Genomic DNA, 18989 nt, shown 5'->3' on the forward strand with positions numbered 1-18989 from the left:
ACTCTGTTTGCCTTTTTGTGCTCGCTCCTGTCCAAACTACCGCCCAATTTTAACCTAGCCCTACTATCTCATCAAACCCCGCCCCGGCAGTTCATGAAATAGAATCGAGGACAATGCCACATCATCTGGCACCAAAATATAATGTCCGCCATAACGGCGGCAGATTGTCTCCAGTGCCCCATTATGTGCACGAAGCCGCTTTTCATACTCCGAAAAAATCGCCCCATTCATGCTCACATTAACGGCAACCGATGTTTCACTATCGATTAACTTTAAATCGCCTTCATAAGCCCCCGGCGTTAACTCTTCGCGGGCCAGCACCTGAAACAACCAAACCTCTTGCTTCAACGAACTTAATTTCCGCAAAACCGCCTCCAACCCGTCAACCGGCTCCAAACCATCGGTAATCAGGATCGAAAGCTGCTGGTTCTTCGTGACTGTATTCAATAGGCTCGCAAGAAAATCGCCCGTTTGCTCCTTTTCATCCAAGCCTAAAATTTCTAAATACGTCCGCCGGCTTGCTACAGCCCCCTTGCGACGAATTGTTGAAAATGACTTTGATGCAACAGGCGAAAATAACAGCCGGTCTTCGCTAGACAGCACCACATAACTTAACGCTGCTGCCAAATCCTTAGCCTGCTGCCATTTCCCAGCAATCTCCCGCATCGAGGACGACGCATCTAAATAAATCGCTATCGAAATTTCCTGTTCGTCTAAAAAGCGCTTAATATAATGTTTTTGAGTGCGTCCATATACGTTCCAGTCAATTTGTCTGACATCGTCACCCGGCTGATACACACGAAAATCGGAAAACTCCAGCGACGAGCCAAAATGGCTCGACTGCCGGGAGCCCTTATGAAGTCCTCTTTTTCGCGTTTTCACCAGTAACCGCATTTTTTGCAGCCTGCCTAAAATCGCCTGCCCACCGCTCATCAGACTCGAGCCCCTTGATTGACCAAGTCCGCAATAATTTCATCAACGGAAATCCCGTTCGCTTCCCCTTCAAAATTCAGCAACATCCGGTGGCGCAGCACTGGTAAAGCAAGCTGCTTCAAATCACCGATTGAAACATGGTACCGTCCCTGACAAAGCGCGCGCGCTTTTGCCATTTGAATTAAACTCTGCAAACCACGCGGACCGCTACCGAATTGTACATACTGTTTCACCATTTCTGGCGCATCATCTGAATCCGGGTGGGTCGCCGAAATTAGACCAACCGCAAAGTTCAACATTTCATCTGATACTAAAATTTCTCGTGCCAACTGCTGTAGTTCCAACACTTGCTCAACTGTCGCCACCTTTTTTAACTCAATCGTGGCCACTCCTGTCGTGCGCAAAGCAATCTCCTTCAACTCTTCCTTCGACGGATAGCGGACTTGAATTTTACAAACAAAACGGTCCAACTGTGCCTCTGGAAGCGGATATGTCCCTTCCATATCGATCGGGTTCTGTGTCGCCAATACGAAAAACGGCTTTTCCATCTGTTTCGTTTCACCCATGATGGTCACCGTTTTTTCCCCCATCGCCTCAAGCAAGGCAGACTGTGTTTTCGGTGTCGCCCGGTTGATTTCATCGGCTAAGACGATATTGGCAAATAACGGACCTTTATGAAACGTAAAGCGTTGTCGGCCATTTTCATCCCCTTGCAAAAGCATTGTCCCGGTAATGTCAGATGGCATTAAATCCGGGGTGAACTGAATCCGCGAAAACTGTAAATCCATGCATTGGGCTATTGTTTTGATTAGCATGGTTTTCCCTAGCCCAGGTAAACCTTCTAACAGCACATGACCGCCAGAAAAAATGCTCCAGAGCACCTGATCAATCACGTCCGCTTGGCCGACAATAAATGAACCGATTTCCGCCCTTACGTTCGCAATTGTTTCCGCTGCGGTCGCGAATTGCTGCTCCTTATCTTTGATTGAAGACATCTATGTCACTCCTTATTCGGATCGATATTAGAAAAATAATCCTTAACAATACTCTCAAGGTCAGCTGGTAAATCCATCCGTTCCGTGCTTTGTCGGTACGCTTTTTCATACGAACTGAAAACCTCGCTGTACGGGCGAATGTTTCCTTTTAAAATGGGGCCTGTTCCTTCGGATTGCTGCCCAGTGCCTTCGCCGATATTTCCGTTATCATTTTCAACATTTCCGGCACCATCGATTCGGTCTGGAACGGTGACAAAATCGCGCGAGCCCTGGCCGAGCCCTGCACCACTGCCGGTACCAGAACCCTGACCTGTGCCAACACCAGACCCCGAACCTGAACCAGATCCGGAACCGCTACCCGATCCATTTCCTGAACCGTTTCCATTTCCGTTGCCGTTCCCATTATTCCCCTGACCACCTTGCGATTGCCCGTTGTTTCCGGAAGGGGTATTGCCCTGCTGACCACTATTCTGTCCAGGGGGTGCAAACGCGATTTGTGAAGGCGGCATGCCGTTCGCCGTCATTTGATTCTGCATATTCATCCCGGCATTTTGTAGCGCTGCCTGTGCCGCAGCCAACTGCTCCAACAGCTCCGGCGATTCTAAAGCCAACTCCAATTGCTCGAGCAACGCAGCCAGCTCTTCCTCCGACATCTGCCCTTCTTTTTGCGACAGCTTGCTTAATGCTTCCTGTTGCTCCTTGCTTAACTCATTCCACTTTTTATTTAATTCCTTTAACTCTTTTTCAAAAGCGGCCAAATCCTTTTGTGCCAGTAGATTGGCTAACTTTGACAACCCATTGCGGTCCAGTTCGGATTGCCAATTTTCCAGTGACTTTTGCTTTTCTTTTTCCTTCAAGGCCTGCAATTCTAACTTTTTCGACTGCTTTTCTAGTTCCTTTAAGGCTTCCTCGGCTGATTTCGTTTCTCCAAGTTTCGCCAATGCTTCCTTTAACGCCTTTTTCGTGGCTGGATCCTTTTCTTTTTCAACCTTCTCCTCCAGCTTTTCGACAGCCTCTTTTACTAGCTTGATCTCTGTCTCGCGCTTTTTTGCCAATTGAAACGAATCCGGGACTGTATAATAAAATACCCCAGCCGCCACAACAAATAGTAAGCCAAGCACCAGCCACTTCGGAAACCAGATTCTCTTTTTCCGTTTTAATACCTGCTCATGGGCCTTTTTCATCCATCCAACGGTGTCAGCTAATTGAAGACGCTCGAGAGCGCCATCTCGCCCTAAAAAGGATAAAGCCGTCAACACTCGGTCCTCCGCTACGAACGAATTATACACATCCGCTGCATCCCGAAGTCCTGGCCGTTTCAACCAAACCCTTACCACCAAAACGGCCAATGCAACAGTAGCCAGGCCTATCATGTAATAATACAAAAACGGTACAACCACAAAGCTGGCGACCGCTATTAACAGAAAGAAGACCGCTCCTGTCACAAGGAACAGGAGCTGCAATTCTTTTAAAATTAATTGAAATAATAATTGGCGTCGGATTGGAACTAATAAACGTTCAAATCTTTTATGATCTTCCACCTATCTCATCCCTTTTTCATATTTGGACGAAGCTTTTTAATGCTTAGCAAAACGGCACCAACAAAAATGACACTATAGGAAATTAAAAACGAAGCCCAAAGCGGAAACTTAATTCCCGTTGCGTTCAATATTTCCCGGGTTACCTCGGGCTGAAACAACCCAAGTAATACAATGGGTGGATTGAGCATGGCCGCAAAATACGGAAACGGGTTCGATGTCGGCTGTCCTGGGCTCCACATCCCGTGATTCAGCTGCATAAGGATGAGTGTCAAAAACGCCGTTCCCCCTGCTAAAAATAACGTCACACCATAAGTCGTGACCATCGCGACAATGGTTTTGCGGATCAGTGTCGAAAACAGTACACCCAAGCTGCCAAACGTAATAATCGAAAACGTATAAAAGCCCATGGTCATCAACAGCTGTGTTGGCGATATTCCACCGAATAAAAATACGATACTATATAGCGGTAAACTCGCGATGATTAACAGCAATAAAAACGAAATAGACGATACTAGTTTGCTTAAGATAATGCTGGTTGAACTTTGCGTCGTGGTCAGCATGATATTTAAAGTTTGCCGCTCGCGCTCCGAGCTAATCACCCCAGCCGTTAATCCAGGTGTGATAAACAAAACCAAGCCCAACTGCAGCACCGATAAAATCATAAACATATCGCGACTTTGATCTGGTTTAAAGAAGCCGCGGCTATTTGTCAATGATTCGATAAACACAAAGCCGACGATAATCAGGCCTAGTGCCAATAAATAAAACAAAATCCCTAAAAAGCTTTTAAATGTTCGGAAGCGGAGCTTAAATTCCTTATTTAACACCGGATTGATGACGAAATTTTTCATGACAGCTCCACCCCTCTCGTGATTTCCATAAAGACATCCTCTAAATTGGACTCCACTTCAGAGAAACTGACAATCGGCAATTCTGCCAGGATTGCTTTCTTCAGCAATTGAAGTTGCTCCTCTTCGGTTCCTTTATATAAAAATTGTAACAATCCATCCTCTTCCCCACGCGTCAATTTAACTACATATGGGTCATCTTCAAAAAAGGCAGCCGCTCGCTCGACCCCACCGGTGAGTTTCACAATAATCATCTTCTCACCTTGAAGCTTTGCTTGAATTTCGGAAACGGACCCTTCTGCCACCAGTTTCCCTTGATCGATAATCCCGATGACATCACACATTTCGGCCAACTCAGGCAAGATGTGTGAGGAAATCAAAATCGTCTTGCCCATTAATTTTAATTCCTTTAGGATTTCCCGCATTTCGACGCGAGCACGTGGGTCAAGACCTGAGGCCGGTTCGTCTAAAATCAACACTTCCGGATCATGAATCAAACTTCGCGCTAAGCACAATCGCTGTTTCATCCCTCGCGATAACAAGTCGACGTACGAATCACGTTTATGAGTGAGATTGACTAGATCCAATAGCTGGGGAATTAATTTTACCCGATCAGCCAAAGGAATGCCGTAGCTTGCCCCGTAAAAATGCAAGTATTCCTCCGCCTTCAACTGGTCATAAACCCCGAAAAAGTCAGGCATATAACCAATTTGTCGGCGAACCATTTTCGTATCCTTTTGAACATTATAACCGTTAATATAGGCCGTTCCCGCACTTGGTGCCAACAGGGTGGCTAGAATCGAAAAGGTAGTTGATTTTCCGGCGCCGTTTTGACCGACAAAGCCGAAAACACTGCCTTTTTCAATTTTCAGGCTCAGTGAGTCAAGGGCGGTAAATTTTCCATATCGTTTCGTTAATTCGATAATTTCAATCACGGTGTCACTTCCCCTTTTACAGTAATCGAAGGTAAATACACATACGGGTCGCCATTATTCGCGTTTTTATGAACTTTGATAAGCAGCTCGCCGTCCTTGGAGAAGTAATGCTCCACCTGTTGGTCGATGGTCAAATTCATTTTCGCCGAATCAAGTTCCAAATATTTACCCGTTACTCTGTTTAATACTGAAAACTGGGCGTTACTTGGTCCATTCAAGCGGATTTTCATATTCTCAAACTTGATCTTTTTCCCTTTTAACGGCTCTGGTAATTGCAAGATATAATCATACTCACCATTCTCCATTAACACTTCGTTAGCAGAACCGTTAAAGCGATCTTCGTGGATGATTCCGGATATGACCTCCATCCGCGGGTTCAGCATTTCATTTGTCAGCGAGAAGGATCCGGAAAAGTCTGTCTTCGCCGTAAATGGCGCTAGAACCAAGTTCAGGTTGTTTTGTCTTTCTTTTTTACCAACCATATCAACCTTCACGATTGACTCCTTGGTAAATCCGGCTATCATCGGCTGTCTTACCGTGCCTTGATAGCCAGTCAAGAGGAAATTAGACGCCGTATATTGCAAACGTTCCATTTTCATTTTTTCAAGATCGGTGTTTTGATTCGGGTACATATTGGCATTGGATAACATCGTTGGCCCGGTAAGCAGCGTTTGGCCGCTCTTTTGATCGACTTTAATGGTCTCACCCTTTTTAATGGAGCCAAGCGAGATTTTTTTATTGCCTGACCAGATAAAAATTTCTTTGAAGTCATACGGGAAACGATTTTCGATCGTTCCAACTAATTGACCATCTTTCACCTCTAAATGAGCAATAAACTGCCCATCTGATTGCGTTTGTGATTTTCCGTAAATGGTTTTTGATGACCAGTAGCCAACCTTCGGAAACACCATTTCTGTTTCCTTCCGATTCTCGATGACAATTGCCCCCATTAGTGGGTCAAGGGCGCCACCGCCACGATTATTGCCATGAGGAACAGCCTGATATTCGCCTCTCGGCACTCGAAGCGTATAATCACCGCTGCGGTTCGTTAACAGAGTCGACGCCTGGAGTCCCACTAATTGATTTCCGTTCAGCTTATAGACACCCATTTGATTTAGCTGCGGCTCGGAAATTCGGTCACGGGCACCAATTCCAAACACAATCGCTGACATTGTCACGGAGAGTGCCGGTATGATCCACCAGGCATGCTCGCGTTTGTCCCATTTTCGTAAGACAAAATACAGAATCGGCACAATCACGATTAAATACACCAGTATAATCACGATTAGCTGCGGAATCGAATAATTCGAGGATGGGAAAAACTCATTCGTCTCGGCAAATTCCCAATACAGTTGGTCAAGAAGGTCCTGACCATAACGATTGGACATTTGCGAACTTTGGTTACCATATTTGAGTAAATCAACGAACCAAGAATTGTATTCCTTCCAGGAGGCTAGCGGCTGATCGCCTAACGAAAAGCTCGTTTGCAGAATCATCCCATTGCCAAATTGCTTTTTAACCGTTGCGGGAAGGCTGCCGCTTTTTTGTAAAATTTCCGCCCCCGTTTCAACCGGTCCGGTAAATAACTTAATTTCGTTAAATGGCGGTTTCTCTTCCTTTGGACGTTGGAAAAACGCTGCTGACCCTGAACTTTCAACCTCTGATTTCATTGGTAACAGGGAGTATAGTAAACCGTACGAACTGCTCGCATCTGGTGCTGCACCTGCGATGAGCACCCCACCGGACTGAATCCATTCCTTAATGGCTTCCTGCTGCTGTTCATCAAGGTCGGAGATGGCATATTCATCAATGACCAAATAGTCGATCATCTCTAAACCCATCCCCTGTTTCGGCAGCTGCTCTTTGTTGAGCGGCAGCATTTGCGTTTGCGAACGCGGCAATGTGCGGAGCTCTTTTAGACGGTCATAATTCTCACTTAATACCCCGATAACGGTTTCCATCGGGTCTATGAATCTAGCTCTTATATTTTTATCCCCTTGAAAGGTAACTTGTTGGCCCTTTCCCCAACCGCCTTTATATAGGAATACGGTTGGTTGATTTTGGTACATCTGGCCCATATCCTCATTTAGCCCTTGGATTGCTACCTGATACGTTTTCGAGCTGCCTTGAGGCAAATCTACCGGCACCACTACGTATCCACCGGTATTATAAGAAGGGCTATACTGAATAAGGAGATCCCCACTAAAAGCCTCGCCATTATTATCCAGCTTTATTGTTAACGGAAAGCCCTTACCCCTCTTAACCTTTCCATCAAATCCTTCATCCAATGTGAGGTTGATTTTCACATCCTCCGCCTGGGCAGGGAGTCCGAAATTCACAAAAATCCCAAGCAACACAACAAACACAATCAGCACCCTAACAAACCTAAACATAACTCTCCCCCTAGAAATTACTACCTTCTATTATAGACGTAACCAAAAAGAAAAAGTTTTACTTTTCCAGATAATTAGATAATATACTACTTTTTCCCTAAAAAATAGGAGATTGGTGACAGGCACCAATCTCCTAATTTATTCCTAATTCTCCATTTTATCGATTTCACTTTGGATTTTTTCCTGGATTCCATTTACGATTTCGAAGTCCATGGCCCCAACGTAGATTTCTTCGAGTTGGTCGTGGAGGGATTTTGCGTTTGCGAGGTGTGAGATGGCTTCTTTCATTTTGGCCTTATAGCGGCCAGCAATGTCAGCGATATCCTCGGCAAATATTTCATCGGTGCTTGGGGCGATTAATTCCTCGTACATGTCAATAATCTCATCGGTGTCTTGGCTTGGAAAATACTCATGTGGCGCGGTGCTGTCAAAGATCGCAAAGCCAAGCTCGCGGACGATGACCATATCCAAACTATTGGGATCGAAGCCACAATGATAAACCTCGACATCAAAGCCACGTTCCTCGGCAACACCGGCAATCTTTTTCAACAAGGTCGATTTCCCTGAGCCAGCACGCCCTTTAATAAAATAGCGCTTGGATAAATCCTCGGTTAAGTTCGGAACGAAGTCGACCGCTCCTTGTGGTGTTGCTGCCCCCAGGAATCGATGTCTGACATCACTCTTTTTGTTTAATTTCATTTTCCCAAAAAATTTATTAATTAGATTGTTCGTCAGCCCATCGGCTTTCTCAAAATCCATGCTATTTATATAGATTTTTTCCCATTCGTCATGAATGCTTAATGCCTCAGCAAAGGTGGCGTATGCGGTTTGGAAGGCGTCGCTGATTTTATCCGATAGCGTGACAATGTTCCCTTTCTCCGCTGCCAGCTTCGCCGAATCCCAGGCCTCGCCTAAATTGACGTACTCTTCAACGGCTCCCGGTGCCTTCGGTTCAATGACATGTGGTGCGGTTCCATCCACAATCCCAACACCTAAGTCGCGATTAATGACGCCGTCAATCGAGTTATTGTCCGATGAACAATGCAATAGTTCAATGTCATACCCCCGATGAAGCCACTCTTCACCGATTTTTTTCATTAATGATGATTTCCCAGTCCCCGGTCCACCTTTTAAAATAAACAGTCGCTCGAGCCCCTGTAAATTGGAATCATATAAATTATGGAAGCCTCGTGCCGTATTTCCACCCGCATAATAATTTCGAATCTTGCCTGCCACTATCTACACTCCCCTTCGCCCTATATTTACTCACCAATTAGGTTATGCAGCTTGAGGAGAGTAGGTGAATGCCTAGTTTTTCCAAAAAAAACTAGCAGCAAGCCGCTGCTAGTTATGTCAACCGATAAACTCTTGTTTCATAAGGACGGAACTGAAGAACATCGCTCTCGTCCGCAACAGGATAATTATTCAAAAGAAGCGCATCAAGCCCTAACTCGCCAACCGCAAACTCCGCCACCGACTTTGATAAATTCGCCAATACCAGTACCTTATCGCCTTCGCCGGTTCGTGTGTACGCATAAATTTGCTGATGATCGGCATCGATTAGGTCATACACCCCATAGGTGAACACCACTGGGTTATTCTTCTTAAGAAGAATCATTTTCTTATAAAAAGACAGGACAGAATCCGCTTCCTCCGATTGTTTCGCCACATTAATCTTCATGTAGTTCGGGTTTACCTTCATCCACGGGGTACTCGTTGTAAAACCAGCCTGCTCCTCCGCCGACCACTGCATCGGCGTCCGGCTGTTATCACGTGCAGAGGCCCAAATGATTTCCATAATCTCCTCATGGGAGACACCCGCTTCCCGCTTCAAACGATACATATTTTTAATCGCGACATCGTCGTAATCGTCTATCGAAGGGAACTGCACATTGGTCATCCCGATTTCTTGGCCTTGGTAAATAAATGGTGTCCCTTGCATTAAGAAGTACATCGCTGCAAGCGAAGTCGCACTTTCATACCAAAACTCGTCATCATTGCCCCATGTCGAAACGACCCGTGGCTTGTCATGGTTTTCGATGAACAGCGCGTTCCAGCCGTCCTTCTCAAGCCCTTTTTGCCATTTCGTCAGCACCCGTTTCAAACCAAGAACGTCTAATTCCTTCTTTTTCTCAGCGTTCCAAAGATCAAGATGCTCGAATTGGAACACCATGTCCATTTTACCTTCCGCTTCGCCAACCCAGCGATGGGCCTCCTCAGTTTTCACGCCATTCGCTTCGCCGACGGTCATCACATCATAGTTGCCATACGTTTTGTCCTTCATTTCTTGTAAAAAGGGATGGATGCCCTCCTGATTCATATGCATATCGAAGGAGGAAACATACTGCACATTGTCCGGATTCGGCATATCCGGCAGACCAGGACGTTTTTTAATATGACTAATCGCATCGATTCGGAAGCCATCGATCCCTTTATCGAGCCACCAATTCATCATCGCATAAACCGCCTCGCGAACATCTGGGTTTTCCCAGTTTAAGTCAGGCTGCTTAACGGAGAACAAGTGCATATAATACTGGTCTGTCCCGGCATCATATTCCCAAGCGGAGCCGCCGAAAATGCTTTCCCAGTTATTTGGCTCGGCACCATTTTTACCATCACGCCAAATATACCAATCTCGTTTCGCTGAATCCTTAGAAGAACGTGATTCCACAAACCACTGATGTTCATCGCTCGTGTGGTTCGGCACAAGGTCAATAATCAGCTTCATGCCACGGCTATGGACTTCCTGTAAAAGCTGGTCAAAATCAGCCATTGTTCCGAATTCTTCCATAATATCCTGGTAATCCGAAATATCGTACCCGTTATCGTCATTCGGTGATTTATACATGGGACAAATCCAAATAACATCAATCCCTAAATCCTTTATATAATCGAGACGTTGGATGATTCCCTGAAGATCACCAATCCCATCGCCATTCGAATCCTGGAAACTGCGCGGATAAATCTGATACCCAACGGCTTCCTTCCACCAAATTTTTGTCATATTTTATTACCTCATTTTTTTGTTAGTAGTTTTCGTTGTGCAATCGATTGCACATACATGTCTATCTGTAGTTTACCGTCTATTATGCGGTTTTTCAATGATAGTTTACTTTTTGGTAGGTTGGAACGATTTATTTCTATCCTAATTACCATTCTCACTATGAAAATACGAATCCAGTATTACCCAAATCGACACAATTAACCGTATTTTTCTATGATACGATTATTTTATAAATATGGCTGTGTTAAAGCAGACTGTTGATTTCCGCTCCAATCAACAGGTGCTAAATCAGCAATGACCTTTAACACAGCCTAATATAGATATAATTGTGAATTTATTCACAAAAAGGGAAAGGTGATTAAGATGAAATACGATTTAGTGCTTCTCCATGCGCCAAGTGTTTATGATTTCCGGAAAAATTCCATTCTCGCCGGGCCGATTAGCGATGTTGTCCCATCTTCACCTGTATTTGAAATGTATCCAATTGGGTTAACAAGCATTGCCGATTATCTCGAACGCTATGGTTTAAGGGTGAAAATTATCAACATTGCTAACCGGATGCTTTTAGACGAAAACTTTAATGTCGAGAAAAAACTTAGCAAAATTAAGACGTGGGCATTTGGAATTGATTTGCATTGGCTGCCACACGCCCATGGCAGTATTGAACTTGCGAAGATCGTAAAAAAATGGCATCCTGACATACCGATGATTTTTGGCGGGTTGTCCGCGTCCTATTACCACAAGGATTTAATGGAATATCCATTTATTGATTTTGTCGTTCGCGGTGATTCAACCGAGAAATTGATGCTGATGCTAATGAACGAAATCGAGGCGAAAACGGGGCATTATGAGGGGATCCCAAACTTAACCTGGAGAAGCGGCAATATCATTAAAGTCAACCCGCTTTCCTACGTCCCGAGCCATCTTGATGAGTTTGATGTACCTGGCTATCGCTACACGATTCGCTCTGTGTTTAAATATAAAAACTTCCTTGACCCCCTTCCCTATAAGGACTGGCTGCAGTATCCGAATACGGCGATTTTAACGGCACGGGGTTGTACGCAAAAATGCTTAATTTGCGGCGGGTCAAAAGAGGCCTATTCGCAAAACTGCGGCCGCACCGGTCTTGCCTTACGTTCACCGGCCAAGCTCATTGAGGATATTGTGTTCATTTCCAGATTCAGTCGAGCACCGATTTTTATCCTCCACGACATTCGCCAGGGCGGCAAAGAATATGTGAATGAATTTTTTGATCGATTAAAAAAATTACCGCTGAAAAATGAGCTTGTCTTTGAACTTTTCCAATATGCCGATGAGGAATTTTTTCAGAAAATCAATGAATCTGTTCCAAAATATAGCTTAGAGCTGACACTGGAGACCCATGATGAGAACATTCGTCGTCACAACGGAAAATTCCATTGCACCAATTCAAAAGTGATTGAAACGCTTCAGTATGCCCTCAAGCATGGCTGTTCCAAAATCGATTTATTCTTTATGACTGGAATTCCTGATCAAACAAAACAAAGCGCCTTAGAAAATATTGACTTTATCGAGGACATTCATAATGCTTGCGGTCAGGATCGTCGATTAGCTTATTTTGTCGCACCGCTTGCGCCATTCCTCGACCCAGCAAGTGCTGCCTTTGAAAATCCTGAGAAATTTGGTTATAAAAAACTGTGCCACACGCTCGAGGATCATCGTAAGGCGATCACGCAGCCTTCTTGGAAGCATATGTTAAGCTATGAAACCACGTCGATGTCGCGGGACGATATCGTTGATGCTACCTATGAATCTGCTAAAAAATTGAATGATTTTAAGTTGAAATATCGGCTTATTGATGATAAGGCGCATCGGGATATTCAGTCCAAAATTGAACGCTCACAGGCTTATATTGCCCGAATCGATGAGCTATTGGCCGTTGCGCCAGTTCTTAGGATTGATGATTTAGCTAAGTTGAAGAGTGAGTTTGATGCCCTCAATGAATATAGTATTTGCGGCAAAAATGAGCTAAAGTGGGAAGTCCAGAAGCATTATGCGAACTTCTTCTCGTTGGCGACAGTTGGTTTGGAGCTGTTGTTTGAGGAATATGTTATGAAAGTGAAAAAGCAGCTCTACCCGCAAGCACGAAAACAAGTTAAGTTAGAGGATGCCTAACAAAATAAATATTCCATACCAAGCGGCGGGGGCTGTGCCCCCACCGCTTTAGCGCTTTAAAGGATGTGGGGACTGTCCCCACATCCTTTAAAGCGCTAAAGTGAGGTTGGAAAATTGATTAAAATTATGTTATATATACTGTTAGCGATAGAGTTTAACGAGAGAGGTTGAGGAAGTTGGAAAACACTCCTGCAAATTTTATTCGAAATATTGTTATTGATGATTTAAAGACAGGGAAACGCGAAAAAGTTATCACGCGCTTTCCACCGGAGCCGAACGGATATTTACATATTGGCCATGCCAAGTCGATCGTGATTAACTTTGATTTAGCTGATGAATTTGGCGGCAAAACGAACCTGCGTTTTGACGATACCAACCCATTAAAGGAAGACACCGAATTTGTCCAATCCATCAAAGAAGATGTGAAATGGCTTGGCTACGATTGGGACGGGCTCTTCTTCGCCTCTGATTACTTTGAAGAGATGTACAATCGTGCCGTTCTCCTTATTAAAAAAGGACTCGCTTATGTGGATGATCTTACAGTTGACGAAATCCGCGAGTACCGTGGGACGTTAACGGAACCAGGGAAAAACAGCCCGTACCGCGATCGTTCCATCGATGAGAACTTAAGTTTATTCGAGCAAATGCGCAATGGTGAATTCCAAAACGGCGAGAAGGTGCTACGCGCCAAAATCGACATGTCATCACCGAATATCAACATGCGTGACCCTGTCATCTACCGAATTGCCCATGCCACTCACCATAACACTGGCGATAAATGGTGTATCTACCCGATGTATGCCTTCGCTCATCCACTAGAGGATGCGATCGAAGATGTAACCCACTCCATTTGTACAATCGAGTTCGAGGACCAACGTCCATTTTACAATTGGGTCGTTGAAAATTGTGACATGACTAGCCAACCACAGCAAATTGAATTTGGTCGCCTAAATCTAACCAATACGGTTATGAGTAAGCGTAAACTAAAGCAACTTGTGGAAGAAGGCTTTGTTGACGGCTGGGATGACCCACGGATGCCGACGATTTCTGGCCTCCGACGCAAGGGCTACACGCCTGATGCTATCAAAGCATTCGTTCGTGAGCTTGGCGTTGCCAAAACATCTGGAACGGTCGACACACAAATGCTTGAGCATTTTATGCGTGAAGATCTCAAATTAAAAGCGCCGCGAACAATGGGTGTCATTGAGCCACTTAAAGTGGTCATCACGAACTATCCAGAAGGGCAAGTGGAAATGTTGGATGCGGAAATTAATCCGGAAAACCCAGACATGGGAATGCGCCAAATTCCATTCTCCCGCGAGATTTACATTGAACAAGACGATTTCATGGAAAACCCACCAGCGAAATATCACCGTCTTTTCCCTGGTAATGAGGTTCGATTAAAGCATGCTTACTTCATCAAATGTGAAGAAATCATCAAGGATGAAACTGGTAAAGTAGTTGAAATCCGCTGCACCTATGACCCGGAAACAAAGAGCGGCACAGGCTTTACTGGTCGTAAAGTGAAAGGGACGATTCATTGGGTGGAGGCGACTCAAGCGGTGCCAGCAGAATTCCGTTTATTTGAGCCGTTAATTTTAGACGAAGCAAATGAGGAAGAAGATGAAGGAAAGAGTTTCCTTGAAAAAGTTAACCCTCATTCATTAGTGATTCTTCAAGGCTTCGTTGAAAATAACATGAAAGACGTTCAGCCGCATGACAAGTTCCAATTCTTCCGTCATGGTTACTTTAATGTCGATCCAAAGCTGACTTCCGAAGAAAAAATCGTCTTCAACCGCGTCGTATCATTGAAAAGTTCGTTTAAATTATAAAAAAAAGGCTAACTTCTCCCAAAGAAGTTAGCCTTTTTCAATGCACTTAAACTAGTTCCTTATTCTTCGTTTCCTGCCCCATAAACAATACGGCAGCTGCCCCAACTAGCACAGCGGCACAGAAGATGGTAAAAATCAAAGACATTTCATACTTTTGCGCTGCCAAATAACCAACTAACAGCGGCCCTAAAATTCCGCCGACACGTCCAAAAGCAGCCGCCATTCCTGCACCAGTTCCGCGAATATTGGTCGGATACTGCTCAGGTGTATAAGCATACAAAGCACCCCAAGCCCCTAAATTAAAGAATGACAGGAAAACTCCCGAAACAATCAACAATGTTAAGCCCTCAGCCACACCAAAGAAATATGCGGAAACAGCCGTCCCTATTAAATAAGTCACTAACACAAACTTTCGACCCATTCGTTCAATCAACCATGCGGCAGTAAAATAACCTGGCAACTGTGCCAATGTCATGATTAAGACATATTGGAAACTTTTAATCAGACTAAAACCCTTCATCACCATCACACTTGGCAGCCATAAAAACATCCCATAATAGGAGAAAACCACACAGAACCACAAAATCCATAGCATTAATGTTGGCCGAGCATACTCCCTCGTCCAAAGTCGCCGCATACTCTCTACTGCCGAGAGCTTGTCCTTTTGATTTAAGGAAGTAAAGCGTGGTGAGTCAGGCAAATTCATGCGTAAATACAGGGCATAAAAAGCCGGTAACGTGCTAATCAATAGAGCCGCCTGCCAACCCCATTTAGGAATGATAAAATAAGAAATCAATGCCGCAACTAACCAACCACCTGCCCAAAAGCTTTCAAGCAAGACGACCACTTTGCCGCGCTGATCAGCCGGCACGCTTTCCGATACAAGCGTCGAAGCAACCGGAAGCTCTCCACCTAGGCCCATTCCAATGAAGAACCGCAACATTAAAAAGAACGATAGCGTTGTGGCAAAAGCCGATACGCCGCTGCCGACTGAAAATAATAATAGGGTGATGATAAAGACATTTTTTCTACCGATTCGGTCAGCCATAACGCCAAACACTAGCGCCCCAACGGCCATACCAATACTGTTAATGCTACCGATCCAAGCCATTTGTTCAACAGATAGGTCCCAATCTGTCTTCAATGCGGCAATAATAAAGGATAATATCCCGACATCCATCGCATCAAACATCCAGCCAAGTCCGGCAACTCCTAGCAATCTTTTCTTGGAAAATTCTTTCTTTCTAGCCATACGTCCCTCCGTAAATGCCATTATGTAATAGTTTACCTTAATTCCTACCATCTCATTCTAACAGGTGTCTTGACAGAGGTCATCCATTAGTTTCAATAATAATAAAGGATTGTCCTACCCCAGTGCCGAATAGTTATGACAAACGAAAAAGTAAGGAGAGATATCAATGCCACACATCCAAAAAATCGGTCAAATTGGCGTTCCTGTTAAAGACTTTGCCAGAGGGGTGCAATTTTACCAGGAGACTTTAGAACTACCGCTTCTGTTTAATACAGGTAACCTTGCTTTCTTTGACTGCCAAGGAGTACGCTTACTCGTAAGTCTCAATGAAAATGACCAATTTCCAGACCGTAGCTCCGTTCTCTATTTCCAAGTAGAGGATATTAAAAAGTCCTATGAAAATCTACTAGAAAAAGGTGTCTCCTTTATTGATGAGCCGCATCTCATTGCGAAAATCGGGCAAATGGAAACGTGGATGGCGTTTTTCAACGATTCAGAGGGGAATATCCATGCGTTAATGAGTGAAATCACTGTTGAATAATGTTAAGGGGGGACTACTCTGGTGGTCCCTCCTTCCTATTTTAGAAAGAATACTTTATGGTAAAATAATTGCAAGGAGGTGTTTGTATGTGGGATAAAGCCAGGTATTGGGACTTATCACTATTTTTTGCCGCTGTCGCCATTGCGTTTTTTTCCGAAAGGGTTCCGATAGACCGATCCATTTTTGTTATATCATTATTCATCTTTTGGCTTTTCTCCAGTCTTTACTATCACCTTCGTGTTTTAATAAAGAACGGCCAGACCAATATTGATTACGGAATTAGCTATAGCTTTGCCTTTGTGCTTTTTGCAGGTCCGTTAGGTTTATTCATTTTCGAATCTCTCTATCGTTTTACTGTCTATGTGGCGAAAAAAAGGTCAAAAACGGCTGACCCCGGTGAATTTTTAGACACGCTTTATAACATAGGAGTCTTTGTCGTCACCACTTCGATTGGCTATTATTTGTATGTTGCTCTCCTTCCCTTTTTTCAACAGATTCCTTTTGGTTACTGGATTCTAGTATTTTTGCTCACGTTATTATTATCGATTCTTTCTAATCTCTCTTTAATGATTGTTTTCTTTATCAAAGGCGATATGAAAACGTTCAAGGAAGCCTATACCTTCTTCCGGCGAAGTCGAGCTAGCTTGGATATTGCAAAAGTAGCGCTTACGAACGGGCTGCTTTACCTTTTCTTGCAAGAGCAGCAATGGGAAATGATGATTAGTTTATTTATTTTAAATTATATCGTTAGTCGCTCGTTTATTTCTAAAGAGCAAAATATCGAGGATAAAATGGAACGCGATAAATTTGAGCAAATGGCCTATACCGATTTTTTAACTGGTATTCCCAATCGAGCCTTTATGGACAAAATAATAGCCAAACTTAATCAAAGTGAAGAGTACATCGGCATCGTCGTTGTGGATATCGATAAATTTAAACGCATTAATGATAACTACAACCATGCCGTCGGAGATCAAGTGATTCGCCATTTTGCCGAGACACTAAACAGTTTTATAACCAAAGAAGATTACTTATTTCGAAGCGGTGGCGAGGAATTCACTCTCTTCTTAAGAGGACGTACCTTTGAGCATTGTCAGAAACTAGTGAAGCAGATTCAAATGAAGGTGGAGAAAACCAGTGTCGAGGTCGAATTTCGTTCCGAAATGACCACCCTTGTCTATACCGCGTCATTTGGGCTGTATTATATTAAAATAAATGAAAAACTCCCAATGGAAAAAGGCTATGTACTTGCCGACCACTTACTGCTCCAATCAAAACAATCCGGTCGAAATACGGTTTCCGCCATAAATGGCCAAGCTACCCAAAACCGCGCTAAAGGCTCTGTCTGAATGACAGAGTCTTTTTTTAGGTTTGAAAACATAAGCTTTTCTTTTCCCTCATAAAATTTAATACCTGTCCACTTTAGAAAGGAACATGATTGAATGCATGCATTTCAAAATAAAACCTATGCCCTAATGAATTTTCTTTTTCTCTATGTCAATGTGTTGGTCACATTTGCGGTCATTTACCTCTTTTTGGATATCACCGGACTTGGTCCTTTAATTAGTATTCTTCCCTCAGACGGGCAGCCCGTTCTATTAATGGAAAAATGGCGAAATTCGTTACAATTTAGTCTAAAGGCCTTATTTTTTGATGATTTTAGTGGGGACATCGCGGTTGGCTGGGCCAAAGGGGTGGCATTGGTGGAAGGCACGGTTGGCTTTCTTCTGCCGGCTTTTATCATGTTAAAATTTATGTCGGTGGACCATGTCCGCTTAGAGCGGCAAAAACGACCGATTATTAGAAAAGTATTACGCGCTTTTTTTGTAACGGCCGGAGCTTTATTTGTCGCCGTTGGGTTGGAGCTCTTTTTAGTTCCAAATAAAATCATCGATGGTGGAATTGTTGGTATTTCTATCATGATGAGCTATTTAACGGGGCTAAAGCTTGAATTGTTCCTATTGGTGTTAAACATCCCCTTTCTCTATCTTGGTTATCGACAAATCGGCCGCAATTTTGTTCTGGCCACCCTTTTGGGAATTACCATCCTATCACTGGGGACTTTGACGCTTTATAATGTCGCGGTCGCCACGGACAACTCTTTATCCGCGTCGCTTTTCGGTGGCGTTTTCTTAGGAGTAGGGGCAGGATTGGTGATTCGCCATGGCGGCTCCCTTGATGGCACGGAAATTCTAGGGATCCTGCTAAACCGCAGAACCCCATTCTCCGTCGGCAACGTCATCCTATTTCTTAATATCTTCATCTTTGCCAGCTCCGGATTCGTCTTCGGCTGGGATCGCGTTGTTTATTCCTTATTTGCCTACTACATTGCCTCGAAAATGATCGATATAACATTAAAGAGGTATCATTGAAGTCATATTTGGCCTAGGTGAGGCTGTAAATTCCCAAACTTGGATCGATTGGCGAAGTTAGGGAATTAACTAGGTCATTTTATTCCCAAACTTGGCCGACTCTTCGGAGTTTGGGAATTAACTTAGCCTTTTAATTCCCAAACTCCGCTGACTCCTCTCGGTTTGGGAACCAACGAAATCTTTACTTTA

Annotated in this window: 14 protein-coding genes; 5 read left to right on the top strand and 9 right to left on the bottom strand. The window is 44.0% G+C overall.

Annotated features, from left to right (window positions below; genetic code table 11):
- Positions 1–63: 63 nt before the first annotated feature.
- The 8 genes from ACX9YW_RS06755 to ACX9YW_RS06790 form a co-directional block, all read right to left on the bottom strand.
- The gene (locus ACX9YW_RS06755; protein WP_460343755.1) at positions 64–894 is read right to left on the bottom strand and encodes a DUF58 domain-containing protein; all 831 of its coding nucleotides are present in this window, start codon (positions 892–894) and stop codon (positions 64–66) included.
- A gap of 38 nt (positions 895–932) precedes the next feature.
- On the bottom strand, positions 933–1928 hold the full coding sequence (locus ACX9YW_RS06760; RefSeq protein WP_460343758.1) for an AAA family ATPase: 996 nt from the start codon (positions 1926–1928) through the stop codon (positions 933–935).
- A gap of 5 nt (positions 1929–1933) precedes the next feature.
- Positions 1934–3469: a DUF8809 domain-containing protein gene (locus tag ACX9YW_RS06765; RefSeq protein WP_460343762.1), complete on the bottom strand. Its 1536-nt coding sequence runs from the start codon at positions 3467–3469 to the stop codon at positions 1934–1936.
- A 5-nt stretch (positions 3470–3474) separates the two neighbouring features.
- Positions 3475–4320, bottom strand: a complete 846-nt coding sequence (locus ACX9YW_RS06770; RefSeq protein WP_460343765.1) for an ABC transporter permease — start codon at positions 4318–4320, stop codon at positions 3475–3477.
- On the bottom strand, positions 4317–5252 hold the full coding sequence (locus ACX9YW_RS06775; RefSeq protein ID WP_460343768.1) for an ABC transporter ATP-binding protein: 936 nt from the start codon (positions 5250–5252) through the stop codon (positions 4317–4319). Before ACX9YW_RS06775 ends, ACX9YW_RS06770 begins: the two co-directional genes overlap by 4 nt.
- The gene (locus tag ACX9YW_RS06780; protein ID WP_460343771.1) at positions 5249–7645 is read right to left on the bottom strand and encodes a DUF8725 domain-containing protein; all 2397 of its coding nucleotides are present in this window, start codon (positions 7643–7645) and stop codon (positions 5249–5251) included. The genes ACX9YW_RS06775 and ACX9YW_RS06780 overlap by 4 nt, the downstream gene beginning before the upstream one ends.
- A 144-nt stretch (positions 7646–7789) precedes the next feature.
- Positions 7790–8881 carry a PRK06851 family protein gene (locus ACX9YW_RS06785; protein ID WP_460343774.1) on the bottom strand — a complete coding sequence of 364 codons (1092 nt, stop codon included), beginning with the start codon at positions 8879–8881 and terminating at the stop codon, positions 7790–7792.
- Positions 8882–8993: 112 nt separating this feature from the next.
- The gene (locus tag ACX9YW_RS06790; protein ID WP_460343777.1) at positions 8994–10649 is read right to left on the bottom strand and encodes a glycoside hydrolase family 13 protein; all 1656 of its coding nucleotides are present in this window, start codon (positions 10647–10649) and stop codon (positions 8994–8996) included.
- 363 nt (positions 10650–11012) lie between these two features.
- Here ACX9YW_RS06790 and ACX9YW_RS06795 point away from each other — a divergent pair, with 363 nt between their 5' ends.
- The gene (locus ACX9YW_RS06795) at positions 11013–12803 is read left to right on the top strand and encodes a TIGR04190 family B12-binding domain/radical SAM domain protein (RefSeq protein WP_460343780.1); all 1791 of its coding nucleotides are present in this window, start codon (positions 11013–11015) and stop codon (positions 12801–12803) included.
- A 176-nt stretch (positions 12804–12979) separates the two neighbouring features.
- Entirely contained in the window at positions 12980–14635 is a 1656-nt protein-coding gene (locus tag ACX9YW_RS06800) for a glutamine--tRNA ligase/YqeY domain fusion protein (protein WP_460343783.1), read from the top strand.
- Between the two features lie 46 nt (positions 14636–14681).
- Here the strand turns inward: ACX9YW_RS06800 and ACX9YW_RS06805 are convergent, their stop codons facing one another.
- A complete protein-coding gene (locus ACX9YW_RS06805) occupies positions 14682–15887 on the bottom strand; it encodes an MFS transporter (protein WP_460343786.1) in 1206 nt (401 codons plus the stop codon).
- A gap of 166 nt (positions 15888–16053) precedes the next feature.
- Here ACX9YW_RS06805 and ACX9YW_RS06810 point away from each other — a divergent pair, with 166 nt between their 5' ends.
- From ACX9YW_RS06810 to ACX9YW_RS06820, 3 genes are all read left to right on the top strand, one after another.
- The gene (locus ACX9YW_RS06810) at positions 16054–16428 is read left to right on the top strand and encodes a VOC family protein (RefSeq protein WP_460343789.1); all 375 of its coding nucleotides are present in this window, start codon (positions 16054–16056) and stop codon (positions 16426–16428) included.
- Between the two features lie 86 nt (positions 16429–16514).
- Positions 16515–17777, top strand: a complete 1263-nt coding sequence (locus ACX9YW_RS06815) for a GGDEF domain-containing protein (RefSeq protein WP_460343792.1) — start codon at positions 16515–16517, stop codon at positions 17775–17777.
- Positions 17778–17870: 93 nt separating this feature from the next.
- Complete coding sequence (locus ACX9YW_RS06820) at positions 17871–18800, top strand: YitT family protein (protein WP_460343795.1); 930 nt, start codon at positions 17871–17873, stop codon at positions 18798–18800.
- The last annotated feature ends 189 nt before the right edge of the window (positions 18801–18989 follow it).

This window comes from Pseudoneobacillus rhizolycopersici (assembly GCF_054786815.1).

Bases quoted from the DNA above. Each gene is read 5' to 3' on its own strand.
- ACX9YW_RS06815 (WP_460343792.1), top strand. From the start codon at position 16,515: ATGTGGGATAAAGCCAGGTATTGGGACTTATCACTATTTTTTGCCGCT.
- ACX9YW_RS06760 (WP_460343758.1), bottom strand. From the start codon at position 1,928: ATGTCTTCAATCAAAGATAAGGAGCAGCAATTCGCGACCGCAGCGGAA.
- ACX9YW_RS06780 (WP_460343771.1), bottom strand. From the start codon at position 7,645: ATGTTTAGGTTTGTTAGGGTGCTGATTGTGTTTGTTGTGTTGCTTGGG.
- ACX9YW_RS06770 (WP_460343765.1), bottom strand. From the start codon at position 4,320: ATGAAAAATTTCGTCATCAATCCGGTGTTAAATAAGGAATTTAAGCTC.
- ACX9YW_RS06820 (WP_460343795.1), top strand. From the start codon at position 17,871: ATGCATGCATTTCAAAATAAAACCTATGCCCTAATGAATTTTCTTTTT.
- ACX9YW_RS06755 (WP_460343755.1), bottom strand. From the start codon at position 894: ATGCGGTTACTGGTGAAAACGCGAAAAAGAGGACTTCATAAGGGCTCC.
- ACX9YW_RS06805 (WP_460343786.1), bottom strand. From the start codon at position 15,887: ATGGCTAGAAAGAAAGAATTTTCCAAGAAAAGATTGCTAGGAGTTGCC.
- ACX9YW_RS06795 (WP_460343780.1), top strand. From the start codon at position 11,013: ATGAAATACGATTTAGTGCTTCTCCATGCGCCAAGTGTTTATGATTTC.
- ACX9YW_RS06790 (WP_460343777.1), bottom strand. From the start codon at position 10,649: ATGACAAAAATTTGGTGGAAGGAAGCCGTTGGGTATCAGATTTATCCG.
- ACX9YW_RS06810 (WP_460343789.1), top strand. From the start codon at position 16,054: ATGCCACACATCCAAAAAATCGGTCAAATTGGCGTTCCTGTTAAAGAC.